This window comes from Agromyces albus (genome assembly GCF_004134825.1).
Classification (GTDB): domain Bacteria; phylum Actinomycetota; class Actinomycetes; order Actinomycetales; family Microbacteriaceae; genus Agromyces; species Agromyces albus.
Genome location: NZ_SDPN01000018.1, coordinates 47,152 through 65,841 on the forward strand (window position 1 = coordinate 47,152; position 18,690 = coordinate 65,841).

Below are 18,690 nucleotides of genomic sequence, written 5' to 3' on the forward strand. Positions count from 1 at the left end.
GATAGGAAATACCCATGACGATGACCGACCCGGTCGCTGACATGCTGACCCGCTTGCGGAATGCGAACTCCGCGCACCACGACTCCGTCGCGATGCCCAACTCGAAGCTCAAGGCGCACATCGCCGAGATCCTGAAGAACGAGGGCTACATCGCCGACTTCGAGGTCACCGACGCACGCGTCGGCAAGACCCTCACGCTGCAGCTCAAGTTCGGCCCGAACCGCGAGCGTTCGATCGCCGGCATCAAGCGCGTGTCGAAGCCCGGCCTGCGCGTCTACGCGAAGTCCACCGAGCTGCCCAAGGTGCTCGGCGGCCTCGGCGTCGCGATCCTGTCCACCTCCAACGGTCTGCTCACCGACCGTCAGGCCGAGAAGAAGGGCGTGGGTGGGGAAGTCCTCGCCTACGTGTGGTAGTTCCATGTCACGAATCGGACGACTTCCCATCGACATCCCCGCGGGTGTCGACGTCACGGTCGACGGCCTGGCCGTCACCGTCAAGGGCCCCAAGGGTGAGCTCGCGCTCACCGTCGCGAACCCGATCGAGGTGAAGATCGAGGACAACCAGGTGCTCGTCACCCGGCCCGACGACGAGCGCAACTCGCGCTCGCTGCACGGTCTCACCCGCACGCTCATCGCGAACCAGATCATCGGCGTCACGCAGGGCTACACCAAGGGCCTCGAGATCGTCGGCACCGGATACCGCGTCGCCCAGAAGGGTTCGTCGGTCGAGTTCGCGCTCGGCTTCTCGCACCCTGTGGTCGTCGAGCCCCCGGCCGGCATCACGCTGACCGTCGAGGGCAACAACAAGATCACGGTCGCCGGCATCGACAAGCAGGCCGTCGGCGAGACCGCCGCGAACATCCGCAAGATCAAGAAGCCCGAGCCCTACAAGGGCAAGGGCATCCGCTACGCCGGCGAGGTCGTGCGTCGCAAGGCCGGAAAGTCAGGTAAGTAATCATGGCTGTGAAGACCAAGACGGCTGCGCGCTCGCGCCGCCACACCCGCCTTCGCAAGAAGGTCATCGGAACCGAGCAGCGTCCGCGCCTCGTCGTCACGCGTTCGGCCCGCCACGTCTTCGTGCAGGTCGTCGACGACGCCGTGGGTCGTACCCTCGCGTCCGCATCCACCATGGAGGCAGACCTCCGAACCTTCGACGGTGACAAGACCGCCAAGGCCAAGAAGGTCGGCGAACTCGTCGCTGAGCGTGCGAAGGAGGCCGGCATCGAGGCGGTCGTCTTCGACCGCGGTGGCAACAAGTACGCCGGTCGTGTCGCAGCCATCGCTGATGGCGCGCGAGAGGCGGGGCTGAGCCTGTGACCGACAACAAGAAGGAGAACGAGGTGGCTGCAGTGGCAGAGGCACCCGTGGAGACCGCCGCCGCGAGCGAGGTCCCCCAGAACGAGCCGCGCGAGGCCCGTCGTGGCAGCCGCGAGCGTGGACCGAGCCGTGACCGCGGTGGCCGTGACGCCGAGAAGAGCCAGTTCCTCGAGCGCGTCGTGACCATCAACCGCGTGTCGAAGGTCGTCAAGGGCGGCCGTCGCTTCAGCTTCACGGCGCTCGTCGTCGTGGGCGATGGCAACGGTCTCGTCGGCGTCGGCTACGGCAAGGCGCGCGAGGTCCCGACCGCGATCTCGAAGGGCGTCGAGGAGGCGAAGAAGAACTTCTTCCGCGTGCCTCGCGTCGGTGGCAGCATTCCGCACCCCGTGCAGGGTGAAGCAGCCGCCGGTGTCGTGCTCCTCCGTCCGGCCGGCCCCGGTACCGGCGTTATCGCCGGTGGACCGGTGCGCGCCGTGCTCGAGTGCGCCGGCATCCACGACGTCCTGAGCAAGTCGCTCGGTTCGTCGAACACGATCAACATCGTGCACGCCACGGTCGCGGCACTGTCGCAGCTCGAAGAGCCGCGCGCAGTCGCAGCACGTCGTGGCCTCGACTACGACCAGGTCGCCCCCGCGCGCCTGATCCGTGCCGAGGCGGCGGCGGCCGAGGCGGCCGCAGCAGCGAAGGCAGGTGCGTGATGGCACAGCTCAAGGTGACCCAGATCAAGTCCAAGGTGAGCGAGAAGCAGTACCAGCGCGACACGCTGCGCAGCCTCGGACTCAAGCGGATCGGCCAGTCGGTCGTTCGCGAGGACACCCCGCAGAACCGCGGCTACGTGAACACCGTCGCCCACCTCGTGAAGGTTGAGGAGATTGACTAATGGCTGACGAGAAGAACGACGTCGAAGCCGTGGCCCCCAAGAAGGCCCCGGCCAAGAAGGCCCCGGCCAAGGCCACCGCCGACAAGGCCGACACGGCACCCGCGAAGAAGGCACCTGCCAAGGCTGCTGCCGCGAAGACCGACGACGCGAAGGCCGACAAGGCTCCCGCGAAGAAGGCTCCCGCGAAGAAGGCAGCCGCCAAGGCGGATGTCGCGGAGAAGCGCGAGCAGGTGCTGAAGGTGCACCACCTCCGCCCGGCTCCCGGCGCCAAGAAGGACAAGACCCGCGTCGGTCGCGGTGAGGGTTCGAAGGGCAAGACCGCCGGTCGCGGCACCAAGGGCTCCAAGGCCCGCGGCAACATCCGTCCCGGCTTCGAGGGCGGGCAGCTTCCGTACCACATGCGTGCGCCGAAGCTCCGCGGCTTCAAGAACCCGTTCCGTGTCGAGTACCAGGTCGTGAACCTGCAGAAGCTCGCCGAGCTCTACCCGAAGGGCGGCGACGTCACCGTCGCCGATCTCGTCGAGAAGGGCGCCGTCCGCAAGAACGAGCTCGTCAAGGTGCTCGGAAACGGCGACATCGCGGTGAAGCTGAACGTCGCGGTCGACAAGGTCTCCGGCTCAGCAGAGCAGAAGATCGTCGCCGCCGGCGGCTCGGTCAAGTAGGACTGCACCACCGATTGCCCGAGCCTGTCGGGACCTCGCGTATGATTCACGGGGGTCTCGACAGGCTCGAGCCGCATATGGACTGACTCCACGACGGAGCAACAGGAGGACGAGTGTTCAACGCCATCGGGCGGATCTTCCGCACGCCGGATCTTCGCCGCAAGATCGGATTCACGCTGGGCATCGTCGCCCTGTTCCGCCTCGGTTCCTTCATTCCGGCGCCCTTCGTGGACTTCGGCAATGTGCAGGCGTGCCTCGCGGCCAACCAGAACGGCGCGGCAGGTCTCTACGACCTCGTCAACCTCTTCTCGGGCGGCGCGCTGCTGCAGCTTTCGATCTTCGCGCTCGGCATCATGCCGTACATCACCGCGTCGATCATCGTGCAGCTGCTGCGTGTGGTGATCCCACACTTCGAGACCCTCTACAAAGAGGGCCAGGCCGGCCAGGGCCGTCTCACGCAGTACACGCGCTACCTCACGATCGCGCTCGGCGTGCTGCAGTCGACGACCCTCATCACGGTCGCCCGTTCCGGAGCACTGTTCCCGCAGGGCGCCACCGAGTGCACGCAGCTCATCACGAACGATGCCTGGTACGCGATCCTCCTCATGGTCATCACGATGACCGCCGGCACCGGCCTCATCATGTGGATGGGCGAGCTCATCACCGAGCGCGGCATCGGCAACGGCATGTCGCTGCTCATCTTCACGTCGATCGCCGCGACCTTCCCCGGTTCGCTCTGGTCGATCGCTCAGCAGCGCGGCTTCGAGATCTTCGCCCTCGTGCTCGCCATCGGCCTCCTGATCGTCGTCGCCGTGGTGTTCGTCGAGCAGTCGCAGCGGCGCATTCCGGTGCAGTATGCGAAGCGCATGGTGGGTCGGCGAACGTACGGTGGCAACAACACCTACATCCCGATCAAGGTCAACATGGCCGGCGTCGTGCCCGTCATCTTCGCCTCCTCGCTGTTGTACCTGCCGGCGCTCATCGCCCAGTTCAATCAGCCGGCCGCCGGCGAGACGCCGCAGGCGTGGGTCACGTGGATCACGAACTACCTCACGCAGGGCGACCAGCCGTTCTACATGCTCCTGTACTTCCTCCTCATCGTCGGGTTCACGTACTTCTACGTCGCGATCACGTTCAACCCCGACGAGGTCTCCGAGAACATGAAGAAGTACGGCGGGTTCATCCCCGGCATCCGTGCGGGCCGTCCGACGGCCGAGTACCTCGACTACGTGCTCACCCGCATCACGCTGCCCGGCTCGCTCTACCTGGGTGTCGTCGCGCTCATCCCGCTGATCGCGCTGGCCTTCGTGGGAGCAAACGCGAACTTCCCGTTCGGCGGCGCCTCGATCCTGATCATCGTGGGTGTCGGCCTCGAGACCGTGAAGCAGATCGACGCCCAGCTCCAGCAGCGGCACTACGAAGGACTCCTCCGATGACGGCGTCGGGCGCCTCGGTCCGATTGCTGATCGTAGGCCCGCAGGGCTCGGGCAAGGGCACGCAGGGCGTGCTCGTCGCCCAGGCGTTCGGGGTTCCGCAGGTCGCCACCGGCGACATCTTCCGCTCCAACGTCGCCGGCGGCACCGAGCTCGGCAAGCGGGTGCAGGCCATCATCGAGTCGGGTGACCTCGTGCCCGATGAGCTCACCAGTGAACTCGTGCGCGATCGGCTTTCGCAGCCCGATGCAGCGCGGGGCTTCCTGCTCGACGGCTACCCGCGCAATCAGGGCCAGCTCGACGATCTCGACGAGTTCCTCCGCTCTCGCGGCGAGTCCCTCGATGCGGTCATCGAGCTCATCGTCCCTCGTGACGAGAGCATCCGCCGGCTCCACCAGCGCGCGGTCGAACAGGGCCGCAACGACGACACCGAAGAGATCATCGCCAATCGCCTCGCGATCTACGAACGCGAGACGGCGCCGATCCTCGGCATCTATCGCGATCGCGGGATCGTCGCCGAGATCGACGGCGTCGGCTCGCTCGACGAGGTCACGGCTCGAATCTTCGCCGCCCTCGCCGACCGCGGAATCCTGCCCGACGCGCCCACGGCTGCAACGGCCTGACCCGCGTTCGTGTTCAAGCGCTCCGTCTACAAGTCGCCGGTCGAACTCCGTGCCATGCGCGCGGCGGGCGCCGCGACGGCCGCGGCGCTCGCTGAGGCGCGGCGCCTGCTGCAACCCGGTGCCACTCCGCTCGAGCTCGACGCCGCCGCTGAGCGCGTCATCCGCGATCTCGGCGGCCGGCCGAACTTCCAGCTCGTACCCGGCTACCGGCACACCCTGTGCGTCTCGGTCGACGACGACGTCGTGCACGGCATCCCCGGCGAACGTCCGTTCCGCCCGGGCGACATCGTCTCGGTCGACGGCGGTGCCGAGCTCGACGGCTGGAACGGCGATTCGGCGTTCACCGTCGTGCTGGCCGATCCTTCGAGGCCCCAGGTGGTCGCGGCACGAGAGCAGCTCTCCTCGGTCACGGAGCGCGCCCTGTGGCGGGGCATCGCCGCTCTCGCCGGTGCCACCCACCTGAATGAAGTGGGTGCCGCGATCGAGGACTCCGTGCGTGAAGACGGCGAATACGGCATCCTGACCGACTACGTCGGCCATGGCATCGGTCGATCGATGCACGAGGAGCCCCCCGTCTTCAACTACCGGGTCGACCGGCGCGGCATCCCCGTGAAGCCCGGGCTCGTCGTCGCGATCGAGCCGATGATCGTCGCGGGCGCCGTCGAGACCTTCGTGCGCGACGACGAGTGGACGGTCACCACCGCCGATGGTGCGGATGCCGCGCACTGGGAGCATTCCGTCGCCGTGCACGGTGACGGGATCTGGGTGCTCACCGCCGAAGACGGCGGCGCTGCGGGGCTCGAGCCCTACGGCGTGCGTCCCGTTCCGATTCCCTGAGCCGGACGACGCGACCCTGAGCCACTGCGACGAGGCTCAGGGCTCCATGAGGTGCGCGAGCTCGACGAGCAGACCGGGGTAGTCCCGTGCGCCGTGCACGAGCCGCTGCACATTCTCGCGCTCGGAGAAGGCCTCGACGAACTGGTCGAACACGTCTTGGAACTCGGCCCGCCCCGCTTCGGAGAACGCGATGAGCGCGACGACGTTCACGCGAGCCCCCGCCCAGTCGAGCGGCGTCTCGTCGATCGCGATCGCGATGGCGGTGCGCTTGGCCGACATGGTCATCGCGTGCGGCACGGCGAGCTGCTCGGTGAACGCCGTCGACGACATGCGTTCCCGCTCGATTGCTCCCTCGACGTAGGTATGGTCGATGACGTCCTCGGCGATCATGCGGTCGCCGAGTGCCCGGATGACGCCCTCGCGGTCGAGGCCCCGCATCCCACGCACGAACAACTCCGGGGCGATATACCGGGAGAGCGATGCCGCGAGTCGGCCGCGCCGCCGCGCCCGCCGGATGCGCCCGATCTCGCCGCGCACGCGGTCGAGGTCGCCCTCGGTCGGGAACGGCGAGACCAGCACGAGGTGCTCGACCGGCACCGCCGGCTCGACCACTGAGATCACGAGCTCCGCCTGCAGCGAGGCCCATTCGACGTCGGCACGGTCGATGAGCGAGACGAGATCGAGGTCGTCGCCGAAGGCCGCCCTGATGCGCGCCGCAAGGGCGGTGTGCACGTCGTGGTAGGCGGGCGCGACGATCGCGGCCCGGACTCGCTCGTCGACCGCCCTGCGCCGGTCGAGGTTCGCACCGACGTGCATGGCGATGTAGGCGATCTCGTCGTCGTTGACGGCGATGCCCTCGGTGCGCGCCAGCTCGCTCGCGATGTAGACGGCGAGGTCGTAGATGAGCGGATACGCCGACTTGATCGTGGTCGTCAGGGGGTTGCGGGAATAGCGCTGTTCCTGGGCCCTGGCGACGAGGTTGTCGACGTGCAGTGCGAGGCGTTCGACGAAGTCGCCGTCGTCGAGCTCGATCAGGTACTCGGCGGCTGCTCGCGCGACGATGGCCCGCACGAGGCCGACGCGGGCGGATTGCGGCGGTGCCGGGGCATCCGTCGTCGCCGTTGACGCTGTTCGCGTCGCCGCGCGCGTCTGCAGGAGGCGCGCGAGGTGGCCGAGCTCCGCCTCGCCGATCGAGCGGCCGAAGTGCTCGGCGATGAGCCGGTCGAGCAGGAGCATGAGTCGCCCGCGGTCGTCGGCGGCTGCGTCGGCATCCGCCCGAGCGGCGCGGTCGGGCACGGCGTCGTCGGCGTCGAGCGGATGGTCGCGAGCCACGCGGTCGAGTGCGATCGCGATGTGCAGGAGCACGTCGTTGAGCCCGTACTCGTTGGGCGCGAACCCCGCCTCGGCGAGGCCCGCCACAAGCGCGCCGCGGAACGCGGGCAGTTGGGGAAACGTCGCACGCAGTTCATCGAGCTCGATCATGCCGCGAGCGGACTCCTCGCGGAACAGCACGCCGAGCAGCCGCCGCCTCGCGGACTCCGGCCCAGTGAGCGAGACCCGCGGCCCGCTCCGCACGAGGTTGAGCGCCGATCCGTCGAGGCGCGATCGGATGCGGCCCAGGTCCGACTCGATCGTCGACTCGCTCACGTGCAGGTCGCCCGCCGTCTCGAACACGTCGATGCCGTCGTCGGCGTCGATGAGCGAGCGGATGACGCGAGCCGTTCGAGCGGCGGGGGAGACGTCACTCGGGGCGAGTGCACCACGTGCAGCCCAAGCCGAACGGTCGAGCCGATAGCCGAGCGGGCCCGACACGACCACCGGGCCGCCGGCGGCGTTCGCCTGCGCGACGTAGCTGCGGATCGTGCGCGCCGTGACGCCGAGCCGATCGGCGAGCGCCCCGGCCGTCGTCCAGTCGTGCTCGCGAGCGAGGACCTCGACGAGTCGCTCCCACTTCTCGGCCACGCAATGCTCCAGGGTCGGCGCCCGCGCCACGCGGCGCCGAGCGGTGCTGCCAGTCAACCACCCGGCGCGGGCCGAGGGCGCCTCCTGCAGCGGATTTTCCGGGGGAGCGGAAGCGGATCTGCTGGAGGCCGGCCGTGCCGGGGCGCAGAATCGACAGTGATCGCGGCGCACGCCGCGGCCGACACGATCAACGGAGACCGCGAAGCGGCCGGGGCGAGGAGGTGCAGGGTGCGAATCATCGTCGTCTGCGGTGCCGGCGCGTCGAGCACGTTCGTGGCACACCGGATCCGCACGGCCGCAGCAGCCCGCGGGCTCGACGTCGAGGCGAAGGCCACGAGCGAGTCCGCGCTGGATGCGGCGCTCGCCGGGGCAGACGTGCTGCTCATCGGCGCGCACCTCGCGGAGCGTGTCGACCGACTGCGTGAACGCGCTGCGGCGGCATCCGTGCCGATCGCGATCCTGCCCGAGAGCGCCGCAGCTGCGCCCGACGGCGAGGATGCCCTCGACCTGGCCCTCGAGTTCGCTGGGGCCGGATCATGAACCAGTACGCGGCAACCGCCGCCCCCTCGTCACCTGCTGCATGGGGATATGGTGAACGAGGGAACGGACGCCAGCGACGGAGACCGGAATCATGGTGGAACGCACAGTTCGAATCGGATCGACGCACGGCCTGCACGCGAGGCCTGCCAAACTCTTCACCCAGGCCGTCGCCTCGTCGGGGGCCACTGTCACGATCAGCAAGTCCGGTGGCAACCCCGTCAACGCTGCGAGCATTCTCGCGGTCATCGCACAGGGCATCGACCACGGCGACGACGTCACGATCGTCGTCGACGGCGGTGACGAGCACGTCGTGCTCGACCGGCTGGTCGAGCTGCTCAGCACCGACCACGACGAGTAGCGCGGGGCATCCGTCTCCCTTCGAACCGCTCGAGGAAGGCGAATGATGAACATCACGGGTACGGGCATCGGTCAGGGTGTCGCAGTCGGGCCGGTCGTGCGAATGGCCGAACGACTGCCCGAACCGGTCGACCGGCCGAGCCACCTCGACCCCGAGCGCGAGGGCGAACGGGCGAGGGCATCGCTCTCGGTCGTCGCCGCGGAGCTCGCGAGCCGCGGGGCGAAGGCCGGCGGCGCCGCGAAGGACGTGCTCGAGGCGCAAGCCATGATGGCCGAGGACCCGAGCCTCATCGACGAGGTCACGACGCGGCTCGCGACGGGCAAGACCGCCGAGCGCGCCGTGTTCGAGGCCTTCGCCTCGTACCGCGACCTGCTCGCCGGCATGGGCGGTTACATGGCGGAACGCGCCACCGACCTCGACGACATCTCGCAACGGGTCATCGCCCACCTGCTGAAACTGCCGGCGCCGGGGGTGCCGAGCCCGGGGCATCCGTTCATCCTCGTGGCCCGCGATCTCGCGCCGGCCGACACGGCCACGCTCGACCTCGACCAGGTGCTCGGCCTCGTGACCGTCGACGGCGGCCCCACCTCGCACACCGCGATCCTCGCGCGTGAGAAGTCGATCGTCGCGATCGTGGGAGCAGCGGATGCCGCGAGCCTCGCCGACGGCGACACCGTCATCGTCGACGCCGCAGGCGACCTCGTGGTCGCCGCACCGACCGCCGAGCAGATCGCCGACGCGAAGGCTCGCATCGCCGAGCGCGCGGCCCTCGAGGCGGCCCCCGTGACACCCGGTTCGCTCGCCGACGGCACGCCCGTGCCGCTCCTCGCGAACCTCGGTTCCGCCGACGGCGCCGCCGAGGCGCTGAAGCTCGGCGCAGAGGGCGTCGGCCTCTTCCGCACCGAGTTCCTCTTCCTCGACGCCGACAGCGCGCCGAGTGTGCGCGAGCAGCAGGAGCACTACACGCGGCTCCTGACGGCATTCGCCGGCAAGAAGGTCGTGGTGCGCGTGCTCGACGCGGGCGCCGACAAGCCGCTCTCGTTCCTGAACGACGCTCCCGAGGAGAACCCGGCGCTCGGGCTCCGCGGCATCCGCGCGCTCCGACACGCCGAGGTCATCCTGCGTGAGCAGCTCACGGCGCTCGCCGCAGCGGATGCCGCGACCTCGGCCGAGCTCTGGGTCATGGCGCCGATGATCGCCACCGTAGAGGAGACTCGCTACTTCCACGCGCTCGCGACGGAGCTCGGCATCCGGGTGACCGGCGTCATGGTCGAGACCCCGTCGGCCGCACTCATCGCCGACCGTGTGCTCGCCGCCTGCGACTTCGCCTCGATCGGCACGAACGACCTCACCCAGTACACGATGGCCGCCGACCGCCTGCTCGGCACGGTCGCGAACCTGCAGAGCCCGTGGCACCCGGCGGTGCTGCAGCTCATCGCCGACGTGGGCCGGGCCGGGGCCGCAGCAGGCAAGCCCGTCGGCATCTGCGGCGAGGCCGCCGCCGACCCGCTGCTCGCCGTCGTGCTCGTGGGCCTCGGCGCCACGAGCCTGTCGATGTCGCCATCGGCACTCGCAGATGTCCGCGCATCCCTCGCGCGGTACAGCCAGGACGACGCCAAGGCGCTCGCCCAGGCAGCCTTGGCCGCTGAGGGAGCGGCCGAAGCCAAGCAGGCGGCACACGCCGCCGCATCCGAGATCACTGCGACGCGGGCTCCCGCGCCGTAACCATGAGAGAGGCATCACCATGACAACGACGTCTTCGAACACGAAGCGGCCTGGGGGAGGGCGCGTCGCGGTCCAGAGGTTCGGCACGTTCCTCAGCGGAATGATCATGCCCAACATCGCGGCGTTCATCGCGTGGGGGTTCATCACTGCGCTGTTCATCCAGGTCGGGCCGATCCCCGTTCCCGAGCTCGGCGGGTTCCCGAGCCCCGACGGCACGGAGAACATCGGCCTCGTCGGTCCGATGATCACCTACCTGCTGCCGCTGCTCATCGCGAATATGGGTGGCCGCATGGTCTACGACACCCGTGGCGGCGTGGTAGGCACCATCGCGACCGTCGGCGTGATCGTCGGCGCGGGTATCCCCATGTTCATCGGTGCGATGATCATGGGCCCGCTGGCCGCGTGGGTCATGAAGCAGCTCGACCGCCTGTGGGAGGGGAAGATCAAGGCCGGCTTCGAGATGCTGGTGAACAACTTCTCAGCCGGCATCGTCGGCATGCTGCTCGCGCTCGTCGGCTTCTATGCGTTCGCTCCGGCGGTCACCGTGGTCAGCAACGGGCTGGAGGGCGCGGTCAACTGGCTCGTCACCCTCGGGCTGCTGCCGCTCGTGTCGATCCTCGTCGAGCCCGGAAAGATCCTCTTCCTGAACAACGCCATCAACCACGGCGTCTTCACCCCGCTGGGCATCCAGCAGTCCGAGGAGACCGGCAAGTCGATCCTGTTCCTGATCGAGGCGAACCCCGGTCCCGGCCTCGGCATCCTGCTCGCCTTTACGTTCTTCGGCGTCGGCATGGCCAAGGCCAGCGCGCCCGGCGCGATCATCATCCAGTTCCTCGGCGGCATCCACGAGATCTACTTCCCGTACGTGCTCATGAAGCCGCTTCTCATCATCGCTGCGATCGCCGGCGGCATGACCGGTGTCGCGACGAACGTGCTGTTCCAGACAGGCCTCCGCGCGCCGGCCGCTCCGGGCTCGATCTTCGCTGTGCTGATCCAGACTGCTTCCGACAGCTACGTCGGGGTCATCCTCTCGGTGGTGCTCGCAGCGGCGGTCTCGTTCGTCATCTCCGCGGTGATCCTGCGCGCGAGCCGCAAGCGCGACCTCGAGAAGGAGGACGCCGGCGACCTGTCGGCAGCCATCGCGAAGACCGAGGCGGCCAAGGGCAAGAAGAGCGACGTGCTCCAGGGCCTCCAGGCAGAGGGCGTCGCCGCCGGTGCCGGACTCGTCGAGGAGGGCGAGGAGGCCGCATTCGAGCGGGAGCCGATCCACACGATCATCTTCGCCTGCGATGCGGGAATGGGCTCGAGTGCGATGGGTGCGACGGTGCTCCGCAACAAGATCAAGAAGGCCGGCATCGACAGCGTCACGGTGACGAACAAGGCGATCGCGAACCTCACCGACGACGTCGACCTCGTGATCACCCACCAGGACCTCACCGACCGCGCGAAGCTGCAGTCGCCGAACGCGCTGCACGTGTCGGTGGAGAACTTCATGAACTCGCCGAAGTACGACGAGATCGTGAACCTCCTCCAGAGCGAAGGGGTGCGCTGATCGTCGTTCCGCGACGATCGACCGCACGAGAACGGCGGCAGCCCGAAGCCGCGGCAGCCTCTGAAAGGGGGTTGCCGCCGGCTTCGGGCCGACGTCATGTTGGAGACGACGAGTAGAAGGAGAACCCCATGACCGAAGAGATCCTCCCCGCTGGCAACGTGCGGCTCGCGCCGCGCGCCGCACACCGCGACGACGCGATCCGCGAAGCCGGTTCGATCCTCGTGGAGGTCGGCGCCGTCGACCCGGCCTACGTCGATTCGATGCTCGAGCGCGAGAGCTCGGTCTCGACGTATATGGGCAACTTCCTCGCCATACCCCACGGCACGAACGAGGCGAAGGACAAGATCCGCCGTTCGGCGCTCTCGGTGATCCGCTACGACGACCCGGTCGACTGGGGCGGCGAGGAGGCGCGATTCGTCGTCGGCATCGCCGGCATCGAGAACGAGCACCTCGAGATCCTCTCGAAGATCGCGATCATCTTCTCCGACGACGACGCCGTGCAGCGCCTCGTCGACGCAGGGTCGGCCGATGAGCTGCACTCCCTGCTGTCCGAGGTCAACGAACCGTGAAGGCCGTGCACTTCGGCGCCGGCAACATCGGGCGCGGCTTCGTCGGCCTCCTCCTCCACGAGGCGGGCTACGAGCTCGTGTTCGCCGACGTCAACGCGACGCTCATCGACGACCTCGCGGCATCCGACCACTACACGGTGCACGAGGTGGGCGCCGGTGCGCGCGACCGCGTCGTTGACGGGTACCGGGCCGTCAACAGTGCCACGGATGCCGCGTTGCTCGCCGCCGAGCTCGCCGACGCCGATCTCGTGACCACCGCCGTCGGCCCCACGGTCCTGCGCTTCATCGCCCCGCACCTCATCGCCGCGCTGCGGGCGAGGCCCGCGGATGCCGCACCGCTCGCGATAATGGCGTGCGAGAACGCGATCAACGCCACCGACCTGCTCCGCGACGAGATCGCGTCGCTCTCGAGCGCCGAGGAGTGGCCGTCGATCGCCGCCCGCGCGGTGTTCGCGAACACCGCCGTGGACCGCATCGTGCCGGCACAGGCGCCCGACGCGGGTCTCGACGTGACCGTCGAGACGTTCTTCGAGTGGGCGATCGAGCGGCCACCGTTCGGCGCGGTCGCTCCCGAGATCCCGGGTGCGCACTTCGTCGCCGACCTCGCGCCGTACATCGAGCGCAAGCTCTTCACGGTGAACACGGGCCATGCCGCGACGGCGTACTTCGGTCGCGATGCCGGACACGAACGCATCAGCGAGGCGCTCGCCGATCCCGTCGTGGCCGTCGCGGTCGAGCAGGTGCTCGGCGAGACGTCGACCCTCATCGTCCGCAAGCACGGCTTCACCGACGACGAGCAAGCGGCCTATCGGGCGAAGATCCTCGAGCGATTCCGGAATCCCGAGCTGCCCGACACGGTCGAGCGTGTCGGACGCCAGCCGCTGCGCAAGCTCGGCCGCCATGAGCGGTTCATCGGCCCGGCGGCGGAGCTCGCCGAGCACGGGCATCCCGTCGACGGCCTGCTTGCGGCGGTCGGCGCGGCACTGCGTTTCGACCTGCCGTCCGATCCCGAGAGCGTCGAGTTGCGGGAACTGCTGCGCTCGCGCGACGCCCCGGCGTTCGTGCATGAGATCACCGGAATCCCCGCGGGGCATCCGCTCGAGCAGGGGCTCGTCGCCGAGGTCACGCGCATCAAGACCGCCGGGTGACGGTCGGAGCGCGGCATCCGCGGCGCCGACTGGCGAACCCGCCCGGAATCACCTATAGTTGATCCTTGGTGTTTGCACGCCTACTTCGGCATGCCCGACGAGCGATCGTCGGTCGCGAACACATCGCACGACCAGCATCCCAACTCCAAGCGATAGTGAGGCTATGGCCAAGAAAGACGGCGTCATCGAGATCGAAGGTTCGGTCGTCGAGGCCCTCCCGAACGCGATGTTCCGGGTGGAACTCACGAACGGGCACAAGGTCCTCGCGCACATCTCAGGAAAGATGCGCCAGCACTACATCCGCATCCTCCCCGAGGACCGCGTGATCGTGGAACTGAGCCCATACGACCTGACGCGCGGCCGCATCGTCTACCGCTACAAGTAAGGGCTGCTCGGAAAGTAACGGCCTGCGGCATCCCGCGGGTACGAAGACAGCGAATCCTAGGAACAACAATGAAGGTCAACCCCAGCGTCAAGCGCATCTGCGACAAGTGCAAGGTCATCCGTCGCCACGGCAATGTCATGGTGATCTGCGAGAACCCGCGCCACAAGCAGCGCCAGGGCTAATCGCCAGACGTCGGGGTGCGCCGCGTGCGCGCCCCGCTTTCCACAACTGAACACCGCATTCGGCAACACCAGAACCGCGGCATCTCCGATGCCTCGGGGACACCTCGGGTTGGAGGCCCGGGCACCGGTGTTGCTCCACACCTCCACTTCAATTCAGGAGAAGCCAACATGGCACGTCTGGCAGGAGTCGACATCCCGCGCGAGAAGCGCGTGGAGATCGCACTGACCTATATCTACGGCGTCGGCCGCACGCGAGCGCTCAGCACGCTCGCTGACACCGGCATCGACGGCAACATCCGCGTGAAGGATCTCAGCGACGAGCAGCTCGTCGCCCTCCGCGACTACATCGAAGGCAACTTCAAGGTCGAGGGTGACCTTCGCCGTGAAGTCGCGGCCGACATCCGCCGCAAGGTCGAGATCGGATCGTACGAGGGCATCCGCCACCGTCGCGGCCTCCCGGTCCGCGGCCAGCGCACCAAGACCAACGCTCGTACCCGCAAGGGCCCGAAGCGCACCGTTGCCGGCAAGAAGAAGCCCGGCCGCAAGTAACCGCTCGTTCGCCAGAACTAGGAGATTTCAATGGCAGCACCCAAGGCGGCTACTCGCAAGCCGCGCAAGAAGGAAAAGAAGAACATCGCCGTGGGCCAGGCCCACATCAAGTCGACGTTCAACAACACGATCGTCTCGATCACCGACACCAACGGTGCCGTGATCAGCTGGGCCTCCTCCGGTGGCGTCGGCTTCAAGGGTTCGCGCAAGTCGACCCCGTTCGCCGCACAGCTCGCCGCCGAGTCGGCCGCCCGCCAGGCGCAGGAGCACGGCATGAAGAAGGTCGACGTCTTCGTCAAGGGCCCCGGCTCAGGCCGTGAGACCGCGATCCGTTCGCTTCAGGCCGCTGGCCTCGAGGTCGGCAGCATCAACGACGTGACGCCCCAGGCGCACAATGGATGCCGCCCGCCCAAGCGTCGCCGCGTCTGATTCTCCGCTCCGGTGGTCGAACGCTGCGAAGGCATCGTTCGGCCCCCGGGGCATCCGTTCTCTCCACAACTCAAGATCCTCGTACCTCGCAAGTGTCATATAGCGGACACTCTGCCGAAAGGAATCAACAGTGCTGATCGCACAGCGCCCGACGCTCACCGAAGAGAACATCTCGGAGTTCCGTTCGCGTTTCGTGATCGAGCCCCTCGAGCCGGGCTTCGGTTACACCCTGGGCAACTCGCTCCGTCGCACCCTCCTCTCCTCGATCCCCGGCGCAGCCGTGACGAGCATCCGCATCGACGGCGTGCTCCACGAGTTCTCGACCGTTCCGGGCGTGAAGGAGGATGTCACCGAGATCATCCTCAACATCAAGAGCCTCGTCGTCTCGAGCGAGCACGACGAGCCGATCACCGCCTACCTGCGCAAGCAGGGCGCCGGTGAGGTCACCGCCGCCGACATCTCGGCTCCCGCCGGCGTCGAGGTGCACAACCCCGGTCTCGTCATCGCGACGCTCAACGACTCGGCGAAGTTCGAGCTCGAGCTCACGATCGAGCGTGGCCGCGGCTACGTCTCGGCCAGCCAGAACCGCAACGAGTACAGCGAAGCCGGCCAGATCCCGGTCGACTCGATCTACTCGCCGGTCCTCAAGGTCACCTACCGCGTCGAGGCGACGCGTGCCGGCGAGCGCACCGACTTCGACCGTCTCGTGGTCGACGTCGAGACGAAGTCGGCCATCACCCCGCGTGACGCGATCGCGTCGGCCGGCCGCACGCTCACCGAGCTGTTCGGTCTCGCCCGCGAGCTCAACACCGCGGCAGAGGGCATCGAGATCGGCCCCGCGCCGGTCGACGCCGTGCTCTCCAGCGAGCTCTCGATCCCGATCGAAGACCTCGACCTGTCGGTCCGCAGCTACAACTGCCTGAAGCGCGAGGGCATCAACACGGTGTCCGAGCTCGTCGCGCTCTCGGAGTCGCAGCTCATGAACATCCGCAACTTCGGCCAGAAGTCGGTGGATGAGGTCAAGGACAAGCTCACCGAGATGGGGCTGTCGCTCAAGGATTCGGTTCCCGGATTCGACGGCGCCCACTTCTACACGGGCTTCGACGACGAGAGCTGACGCCGGCCGAGCCGGCCGTCGCACCAACCCCCCTGACTACTGGAGATAACGAACCATGCCGAAGCCCACGAAGGGCCCCCGCCTCGGAGGCGGCCCCGCCCACGAGCGGTTGATGCTCGCGAACCTCGCCGCTGCGTTGTTCACGCACAAGCGCATCACCACGACCGAGACGAAGGCCAAGCGCCTGCGTCCGCTCGCCGAACGACTCGTCACCTTCGGGAAGCGCGGCGACCTGCACGCGCGCCGTCGCGTGCTCGGCGTCATCGGCGACAAGACGGTCGTGCACGAGCTGTTCACGGTCATCGCGCCGCAGGTGGCCGACCGTGAGGGCGGCTACACGCGCATCACGAAGATCGGCAACCGCAAGGGCGACAACGCCCCCATGGCGGTCATCGAGCTCGTGCTCGAGCCCGTGACGCCGAAGCAGCGCGCGGCGAAGCCCGCCGCTGCCGAGGCGCCGGTCGTCGACGAGGCGCCAGTCGAGGAGACCGCCGCCGAGGCGACTCCCGCCGAGGTCGTGACCGAGGCTGAGGCCGCGGTCGACGAGGCTGCGGGCTCCGAGGCGTCTGCCGAGGAGTCGGCCGAGGCCAAGTAGCCTCGACTCCCACTCACGAAGGGCTCCGGTGCACCAGCACCGGGGCCCTTCGCCATTCCTCCCGCCCCTGCTGCACTCGTGCAGGCAGGGTCAGGTCGTGTGCTCCGCTTCGATGGTCGAGGCTTCGAGCGCGCGTCGACCGATGAGGCGGATCGCGATGGCGATCACCCAGATCCAGAAGATGAAGTAGGGGATGGTCCAGACCCAGCCCTCCCAGGCGTAGCGGACGGCGATGAGCCCGACCCCGCCGACGATCGCCCACCAGCCCCACCACGCGGGCAGTGCACGGCTGACGAGGAGCACCCATCCGCTCGCGATCGCGAAGCTGCCGAGCGCGAGCCAGGCGTTCGCGAAGCCGAGGTTGCCGAGGTCGAAGGCGAAGGCGGCAACGGCCGGGTCGAGATCCTGGCCGCGGTTGCCCGCGGCGTCCCAGCTCGCGTCGATGACCCCGTAGGCCGCGACGAGCGTGCCCGAGACGAGGGCCACCGTGGAGCGCCAAGCCGGCTCCCCCTCGACGCGCCGCAAGAGGGTCGTGAAGCCGACCACGAACCACAGGAAGGCCAGCATGCCGATCGAGGCGGTGGCCTGGGCCGCGGCGATCCACGGGGTATCGGTGTTGCGGAAGAACTCCGCGGCTTCCTCGTTCGTCGCGTCGAAGGGCGGCTCGCCCACGGCCGAGATCGCGATGATCGGACCGAAGAGGAGCACCACGGCGACGATGGCCGTGACTCCGGTGGTCCTCGCGAGGCCGCGCCACCGCTCGGGCGTGGTGCGTGGAATGGAGTGATCGGTCATGGCGATCTCCTGTCGTCGTCGACCTCTCCAGTATGGCGCGACAGCCTAGGCTGGTGCGGTGAACGATCGAGCGGATGCGGCAGTCGACACGGATGCCGCGGGCAACGGCGACACCGCGGCATCCGTCGTCCGACTTCGCCTGGGCATCGCCTACGACGGCACCGACTTCAATGGCTGGAGCAGCCAGCCGGGGCTGCGCACGGTGCAGGGAGTGCTCGAGGCGGCGCTCGCGACGCTGTTCCGTCGCTCAGGCGTGGCACCGCGACTCACCGTCGCCGGCCGCACGGACGCCGGGGTGCACGCGCTCGGGCAGGTCGCGCACGTCGACGTGCCGCTCGAGGCGCTCGCCGCCGTGACTCGCTCGAGGCACGGCCGCCCGGCTGAAGCGGCAAGCCCCGAGGGAGTGCTCGCCCGGCGCGTCAACGGAATCCTCGGCAGCGACGCCGACGTCGTCGTGACCGGCATCGATCGGGCGCCGAGCGGGTTCGACGCCCGGTTCTCGGCGGCGTGGCGGAGGTACGAGTACCGCGTGGCCGACGCATCCGCTCGGCGCAATCCGCTCGACCGTCGTCGCACGGTCGTCATCCATCGTGCCCTCGACGAGTCGGCCATGAACGCCGCGGCCGACACGCTCGTCGGTCTCCACGATTTCGCGGCCTACTGCAAGCCGCGCGAGGGAGCCACGACGATCCGCACGCTGCAGTCCTACCGGTGGGCGCGGCGTGACGATGACGGTGTGCTCGTGGCGACGCTGCAGGCGGACGCGTTCTGCCACTCGATGGTGCGCGCGGTCGTCGGTGCGATCGTCGCGGTGGGGGAGGGCCGGCTCGACGCCGGCGCGCCGGCCGAGCTGCTGCAGGCAGGGGAGCGAACGAGCGCCTTCACGGTGATGCCCGCCAAGGGGCTCGTGCTCACCGAGGTCGGATATCCCGACAACGACGAGCTCGAGGCGAGGGCGGCGCAGACGAGGGCTCGTCGCCGACTGCACGTGCAGCTCGACCTGCCCGACTCCGACGAGCTCGAATGATCGCGT

Annotated in this window: 24 protein-coding genes; 22 read left to right on the forward strand and 2 right to left on the reverse strand. The window is 68.5% G+C overall.

Annotation, left to right across the window (positions count from 1 at the left end; genetic code table 11):
- Positions 1-14: 14 nt before the first annotated feature.
- The 9 genes from rpsH (at position 15) to map (ending at position 5,751) form a co-directional block, all read left to right on the forward strand.
- Complete coding sequence (rpsH, locus tag ESP51_RS11095; RefSeq protein WP_129520968.1) at positions 15-413, forward strand: 30S ribosomal protein S8; 399 nt, start codon at positions 15-17, stop codon at positions 411-413.
- Positions 414-417: 4 nt separating this feature from the next.
- Complete coding sequence (gene rplF / locus ESP51_RS11100) at positions 418-954, forward strand: 50S ribosomal protein L6 (RefSeq protein WP_129520969.1); 537 nt, start codon at positions 418-420, stop codon at positions 952-954.
- A 2-nt stretch (positions 955-956) separates the two neighbouring features.
- Positions 957-1,316 (forward strand): 50S ribosomal protein L18, encoded by a 360-nt coding sequence (rplR, locus tag ESP51_RS11105; RefSeq protein ID WP_129520970.1) that lies wholly within the window; start codon positions 957-959, stop codon positions 1,314-1,316.
- Positions 1,313-2,014, forward strand: a complete 702-nt coding sequence (rpsE, locus tag ESP51_RS11110; RefSeq protein WP_129520971.1) for a 30S ribosomal protein S5 — start codon at positions 1,313-1,315, stop codon at positions 2,012-2,014. Before rplR ends, rpsE begins: the two co-directional genes overlap by 4 nt.
- The gene (gene rpmD, locus ESP51_RS11115; protein ID WP_206737291.1) at positions 2,014-2,196 is read left to right on the forward strand and encodes a 50S ribosomal protein L30; all 183 of its coding nucleotides are present in this window, start codon (positions 2,014-2,016) and stop codon (positions 2,194-2,196) included. Before rpsE ends, rpmD begins: the two co-directional genes overlap by 1 nt.
- Positions 2,196-2,858, forward strand: a complete 663-nt coding sequence (gene rplO / locus ESP51_RS21060; RefSeq protein WP_129520973.1) for a 50S ribosomal protein L15 — start codon at positions 2,196-2,198, stop codon at positions 2,856-2,858. The genes rpmD and rplO overlap by 1 nt, the downstream gene beginning before the upstream one ends.
- 113 nt (positions 2,859-2,971) lie before the next feature.
- The gene (gene secY / locus ESP51_RS11125) at positions 2,972-4,294 is read left to right on the forward strand and encodes a preprotein translocase subunit SecY (RefSeq protein WP_129520974.1); all 1,323 of its coding nucleotides are present in this window, start codon (positions 2,972-2,974) and stop codon (positions 4,292-4,294) included.
- Complete coding sequence (locus tag ESP51_RS11130; protein WP_129520975.1) at positions 4,291-4,914, forward strand: adenylate kinase; 624 nt, start codon at positions 4,291-4,293, stop codon at positions 4,912-4,914. The genes secY and ESP51_RS11130 overlap by 4 nt, the downstream gene beginning before the upstream one ends.
- Positions 4,915-4,923: 9 nt before the next feature.
- Complete coding sequence (map, locus tag ESP51_RS11135; protein WP_129520976.1) at positions 4,924-5,751, forward strand: type I methionyl aminopeptidase; 828 nt, start codon at positions 4,924-4,926, stop codon at positions 5,749-5,751.
- Positions 5,752-5,787: 36 nt separating this feature from the next.
- On the opposite strand, the gene ESP51_RS11140 is transcribed toward map, so the two are convergent.
- Positions 5,788-7,713, reverse strand: coding sequence for a BglG family transcription antiterminator (locus ESP51_RS11140; RefSeq protein WP_129520977.1), 1,926 nt, complete (start codon positions 7,711-7,713; stop codon positions 5,788-5,790).
- Positions 7,714-7,941: 228 nt separating this feature from the next.
- On the opposite strand from ESP51_RS11140, the gene ESP51_RS11145 reads away from it, so the two are divergent.
- From ESP51_RS11145 to rplQ, 12 genes are all read left to right on the forward strand, one after another.
- Positions 7,942-8,253, forward strand: coding sequence for a PTS sugar transporter subunit IIB (locus tag ESP51_RS11145; protein ID WP_129520978.1), 312 nt, complete (start codon positions 7,942-7,944; stop codon positions 8,251-8,253).
- A gap of 91 nt (positions 8,254-8,344) precedes the next feature.
- The gene (locus ESP51_RS11150; protein WP_129520979.1) at positions 8,345-8,611 is read left to right on the forward strand and encodes an HPr family phosphocarrier protein; all 267 of its coding nucleotides are present in this window, start codon (positions 8,345-8,347) and stop codon (positions 8,609-8,611) included.
- A 42-nt stretch (positions 8,612-8,653) separates the two neighbouring features.
- Complete coding sequence (ptsP, locus tag ESP51_RS11155) at positions 8,654-10,336, forward strand: phosphoenolpyruvate--protein phosphotransferase (RefSeq protein ID WP_129520980.1); 1,683 nt, start codon at positions 8,654-8,656, stop codon at positions 10,334-10,336.
- A gap of 106 nt (positions 10,337-10,442) precedes the next feature.
- Positions 10,443-11,888, forward strand: a complete 1,446-nt coding sequence (locus tag ESP51_RS11160; RefSeq protein WP_338420345.1) for a PTS mannitol transporter subunit IIBC — start codon at positions 10,443-10,445, stop codon at positions 11,886-11,888.
- Between the two features lie 128 nt (positions 11,889-12,016).
- Complete coding sequence (locus tag ESP51_RS11165; RefSeq protein ID WP_129520982.1) at positions 12,017-12,457, forward strand: PTS mannitol transporter subunit IIA; 441 nt, start codon at positions 12,017-12,019, stop codon at positions 12,455-12,457.
- Entirely contained in the window at positions 12,454-13,605 is a 1,152-nt protein-coding gene (locus ESP51_RS11170; protein WP_129520983.1) for a mannitol-1-phosphate 5-dehydrogenase, read from the forward strand. Before ESP51_RS11165 ends, ESP51_RS11170 begins: the two co-directional genes overlap by 4 nt.
- 163 nt (positions 13,606-13,768) lie before the next feature.
- Positions 13,769-13,990, forward strand: a complete 222-nt coding sequence (infA, locus tag ESP51_RS11175; protein WP_021759551.1) for a translation initiation factor IF-1 — start codon at positions 13,769-13,771, stop codon at positions 13,988-13,990.
- Positions 13,991-14,058: 68 nt separating this feature from the next.
- Positions 14,059-14,172 carry a 50S ribosomal protein L36 gene (gene rpmJ, locus ESP51_RS11180; RefSeq protein WP_129520984.1) on the forward strand — a complete coding sequence of 38 codons (114 nt, stop codon included), beginning with the start codon at positions 14,059-14,061 and terminating at the stop codon, positions 14,170-14,172.
- Between the two features lie 168 nt (positions 14,173-14,340).
- Positions 14,341-14,721: a 30S ribosomal protein S13 gene (gene rpsM, locus ESP51_RS11185; protein ID WP_129520985.1), complete on the forward strand. Its 381-nt coding sequence runs from the start codon at positions 14,341-14,343 to the stop codon at positions 14,719-14,721.
- Between the two features lie 30 nt (positions 14,722-14,751).
- Positions 14,752-15,150 carry a 30S ribosomal protein S11 gene (rpsK, locus tag ESP51_RS11190; RefSeq protein WP_022889749.1) on the forward strand — a complete coding sequence of 133 codons (399 nt, stop codon included), beginning with the start codon at positions 14,752-14,754 and terminating at the stop codon, positions 15,148-15,150.
- 130 nt (positions 15,151-15,280) lie between these two features.
- Positions 15,281-16,267, forward strand: coding sequence for a DNA-directed RNA polymerase subunit alpha (locus ESP51_RS11195; RefSeq protein WP_129520986.1), 987 nt, complete (start codon positions 15,281-15,283; stop codon positions 16,265-16,267).
- Between the two features lie 55 nt (positions 16,268-16,322).
- Positions 16,323-16,862, forward strand: coding sequence for a 50S ribosomal protein L17 (gene rplQ / locus ESP51_RS11200; RefSeq protein WP_129520987.1), 540 nt, complete (start codon positions 16,323-16,325; stop codon positions 16,860-16,862).
- A 90-nt stretch (positions 16,863-16,952) separates the two neighbouring features.
- Here the strand turns inward: rplQ and ESP51_RS11205 are convergent, their stop codons facing one another.
- On the reverse strand, positions 16,953-17,657 hold the full coding sequence (locus ESP51_RS11205) for a hypothetical protein (RefSeq protein WP_129520988.1): 705 nt from the start codon (positions 17,655-17,657) through the stop codon (positions 16,953-16,955).
- Between the two features lie 139 nt (positions 17,658-17,796).
- Between ESP51_RS11205 and ESP51_RS11210 the strand changes: the two genes are divergently transcribed.
- Positions 17,797-18,684, forward strand: coding sequence for a tRNA pseudouridine synthase A (locus tag ESP51_RS11210; protein ID WP_241843124.1), 888 nt, complete (start codon positions 17,797-17,799; stop codon positions 18,682-18,684).
- Positions 18,685-18,690 lie beyond the last annotated feature (6 nt).

What these genes read in the sequence shown, in the direction of transcription:
- rplO (WP_129520973.1), top strand. Translation starts at nt 2,196, where the DNA reads ATGGCTGACGAGAAGAACGACGTCGAAGCCGTGGCCCCCAAGAAGGCC.
- ESP51_RS11205 (WP_129520988.1), bottom strand. Translation starts at nt 17,657, where the DNA reads ATGACCGATCACTCCATTCCACGCACCACGCCCGAGCGGTGGCGCGGC.
- rplQ (WP_129520987.1), top strand. Translation starts at nt 16,323, where the DNA reads ATGCCGAAGCCCACGAAGGGCCCCCGCCTCGGAGGCGGCCCCGCCCAC.
- rpsM (WP_129520985.1), top strand. Translation starts at nt 14,341, where the DNA reads ATGGCACGTCTGGCAGGAGTCGACATCCCGCGCGAGAAGCGCGTGGAG.
- rpmJ (WP_129520984.1), top strand. Translation starts at nt 14,059, where the DNA reads ATGAAGGTCAACCCCAGCGTCAAGCGCATCTGCGACAAGTGCAAGGTC.
- ESP51_RS11150 (WP_129520979.1), top strand. Translation starts at nt 8,345, where the DNA reads ATGGTGGAACGCACAGTTCGAATCGGATCGACGCACGGCCTGCACGCG.
- infA (WP_021759551.1), top strand. Translation starts at nt 13,769, where the DNA reads ATGGCCAAGAAAGACGGCGTCATCGAGATCGAAGGTTCGGTCGTCGAG.
- rplF (WP_129520969.1), top strand. Translation starts at nt 418, where the DNA reads ATGTCACGAATCGGACGACTTCCCATCGACATCCCCGCGGGTGTCGAC.
- rpmD (WP_206737291.1), top strand. Translation starts at nt 2,014, where the DNA reads ATGGCACAGCTCAAGGTGACCCAGATCAAGTCCAAGGTGAGCGAGAAG.
- rplR (WP_129520970.1), top strand. Translation starts at nt 957, where the DNA reads ATGGCTGTGAAGACCAAGACGGCTGCGCGCTCGCGCCGCCACACCCGC.
- rpsK (WP_022889749.1), top strand. Translation starts at nt 14,752, where the DNA reads ATGGCAGCACCCAAGGCGGCTACTCGCAAGCCGCGCAAGAAGGAAAAG.
- rpsH (WP_129520968.1), top strand. Translation starts at nt 15, where the DNA reads ATGACGATGACCGACCCGGTCGCTGACATGCTGACCCGCTTGCGGAAT.
- ESP51_RS11165 (WP_129520982.1), top strand. Translation starts at nt 12,017, where the DNA reads ATGACCGAAGAGATCCTCCCCGCTGGCAACGTGCGGCTCGCGCCGCGC.
- ESP51_RS11160 (WP_338420345.1), top strand. Translation starts at nt 10,443, where the DNA reads ATGCCCAACATCGCGGCGTTCATCGCGTGGGGGTTCATCACTGCGCTG.
- ESP51_RS11130 (WP_129520975.1), top strand. Translation starts at nt 4,291, where the DNA reads ATGACGGCGTCGGGCGCCTCGGTCCGATTGCTGATCGTAGGCCCGCAG.
- ptsP (WP_129520980.1), top strand. Translation starts at nt 8,654, where the DNA reads ATGATGAACATCACGGGTACGGGCATCGGTCAGGGTGTCGCAGTCGGG.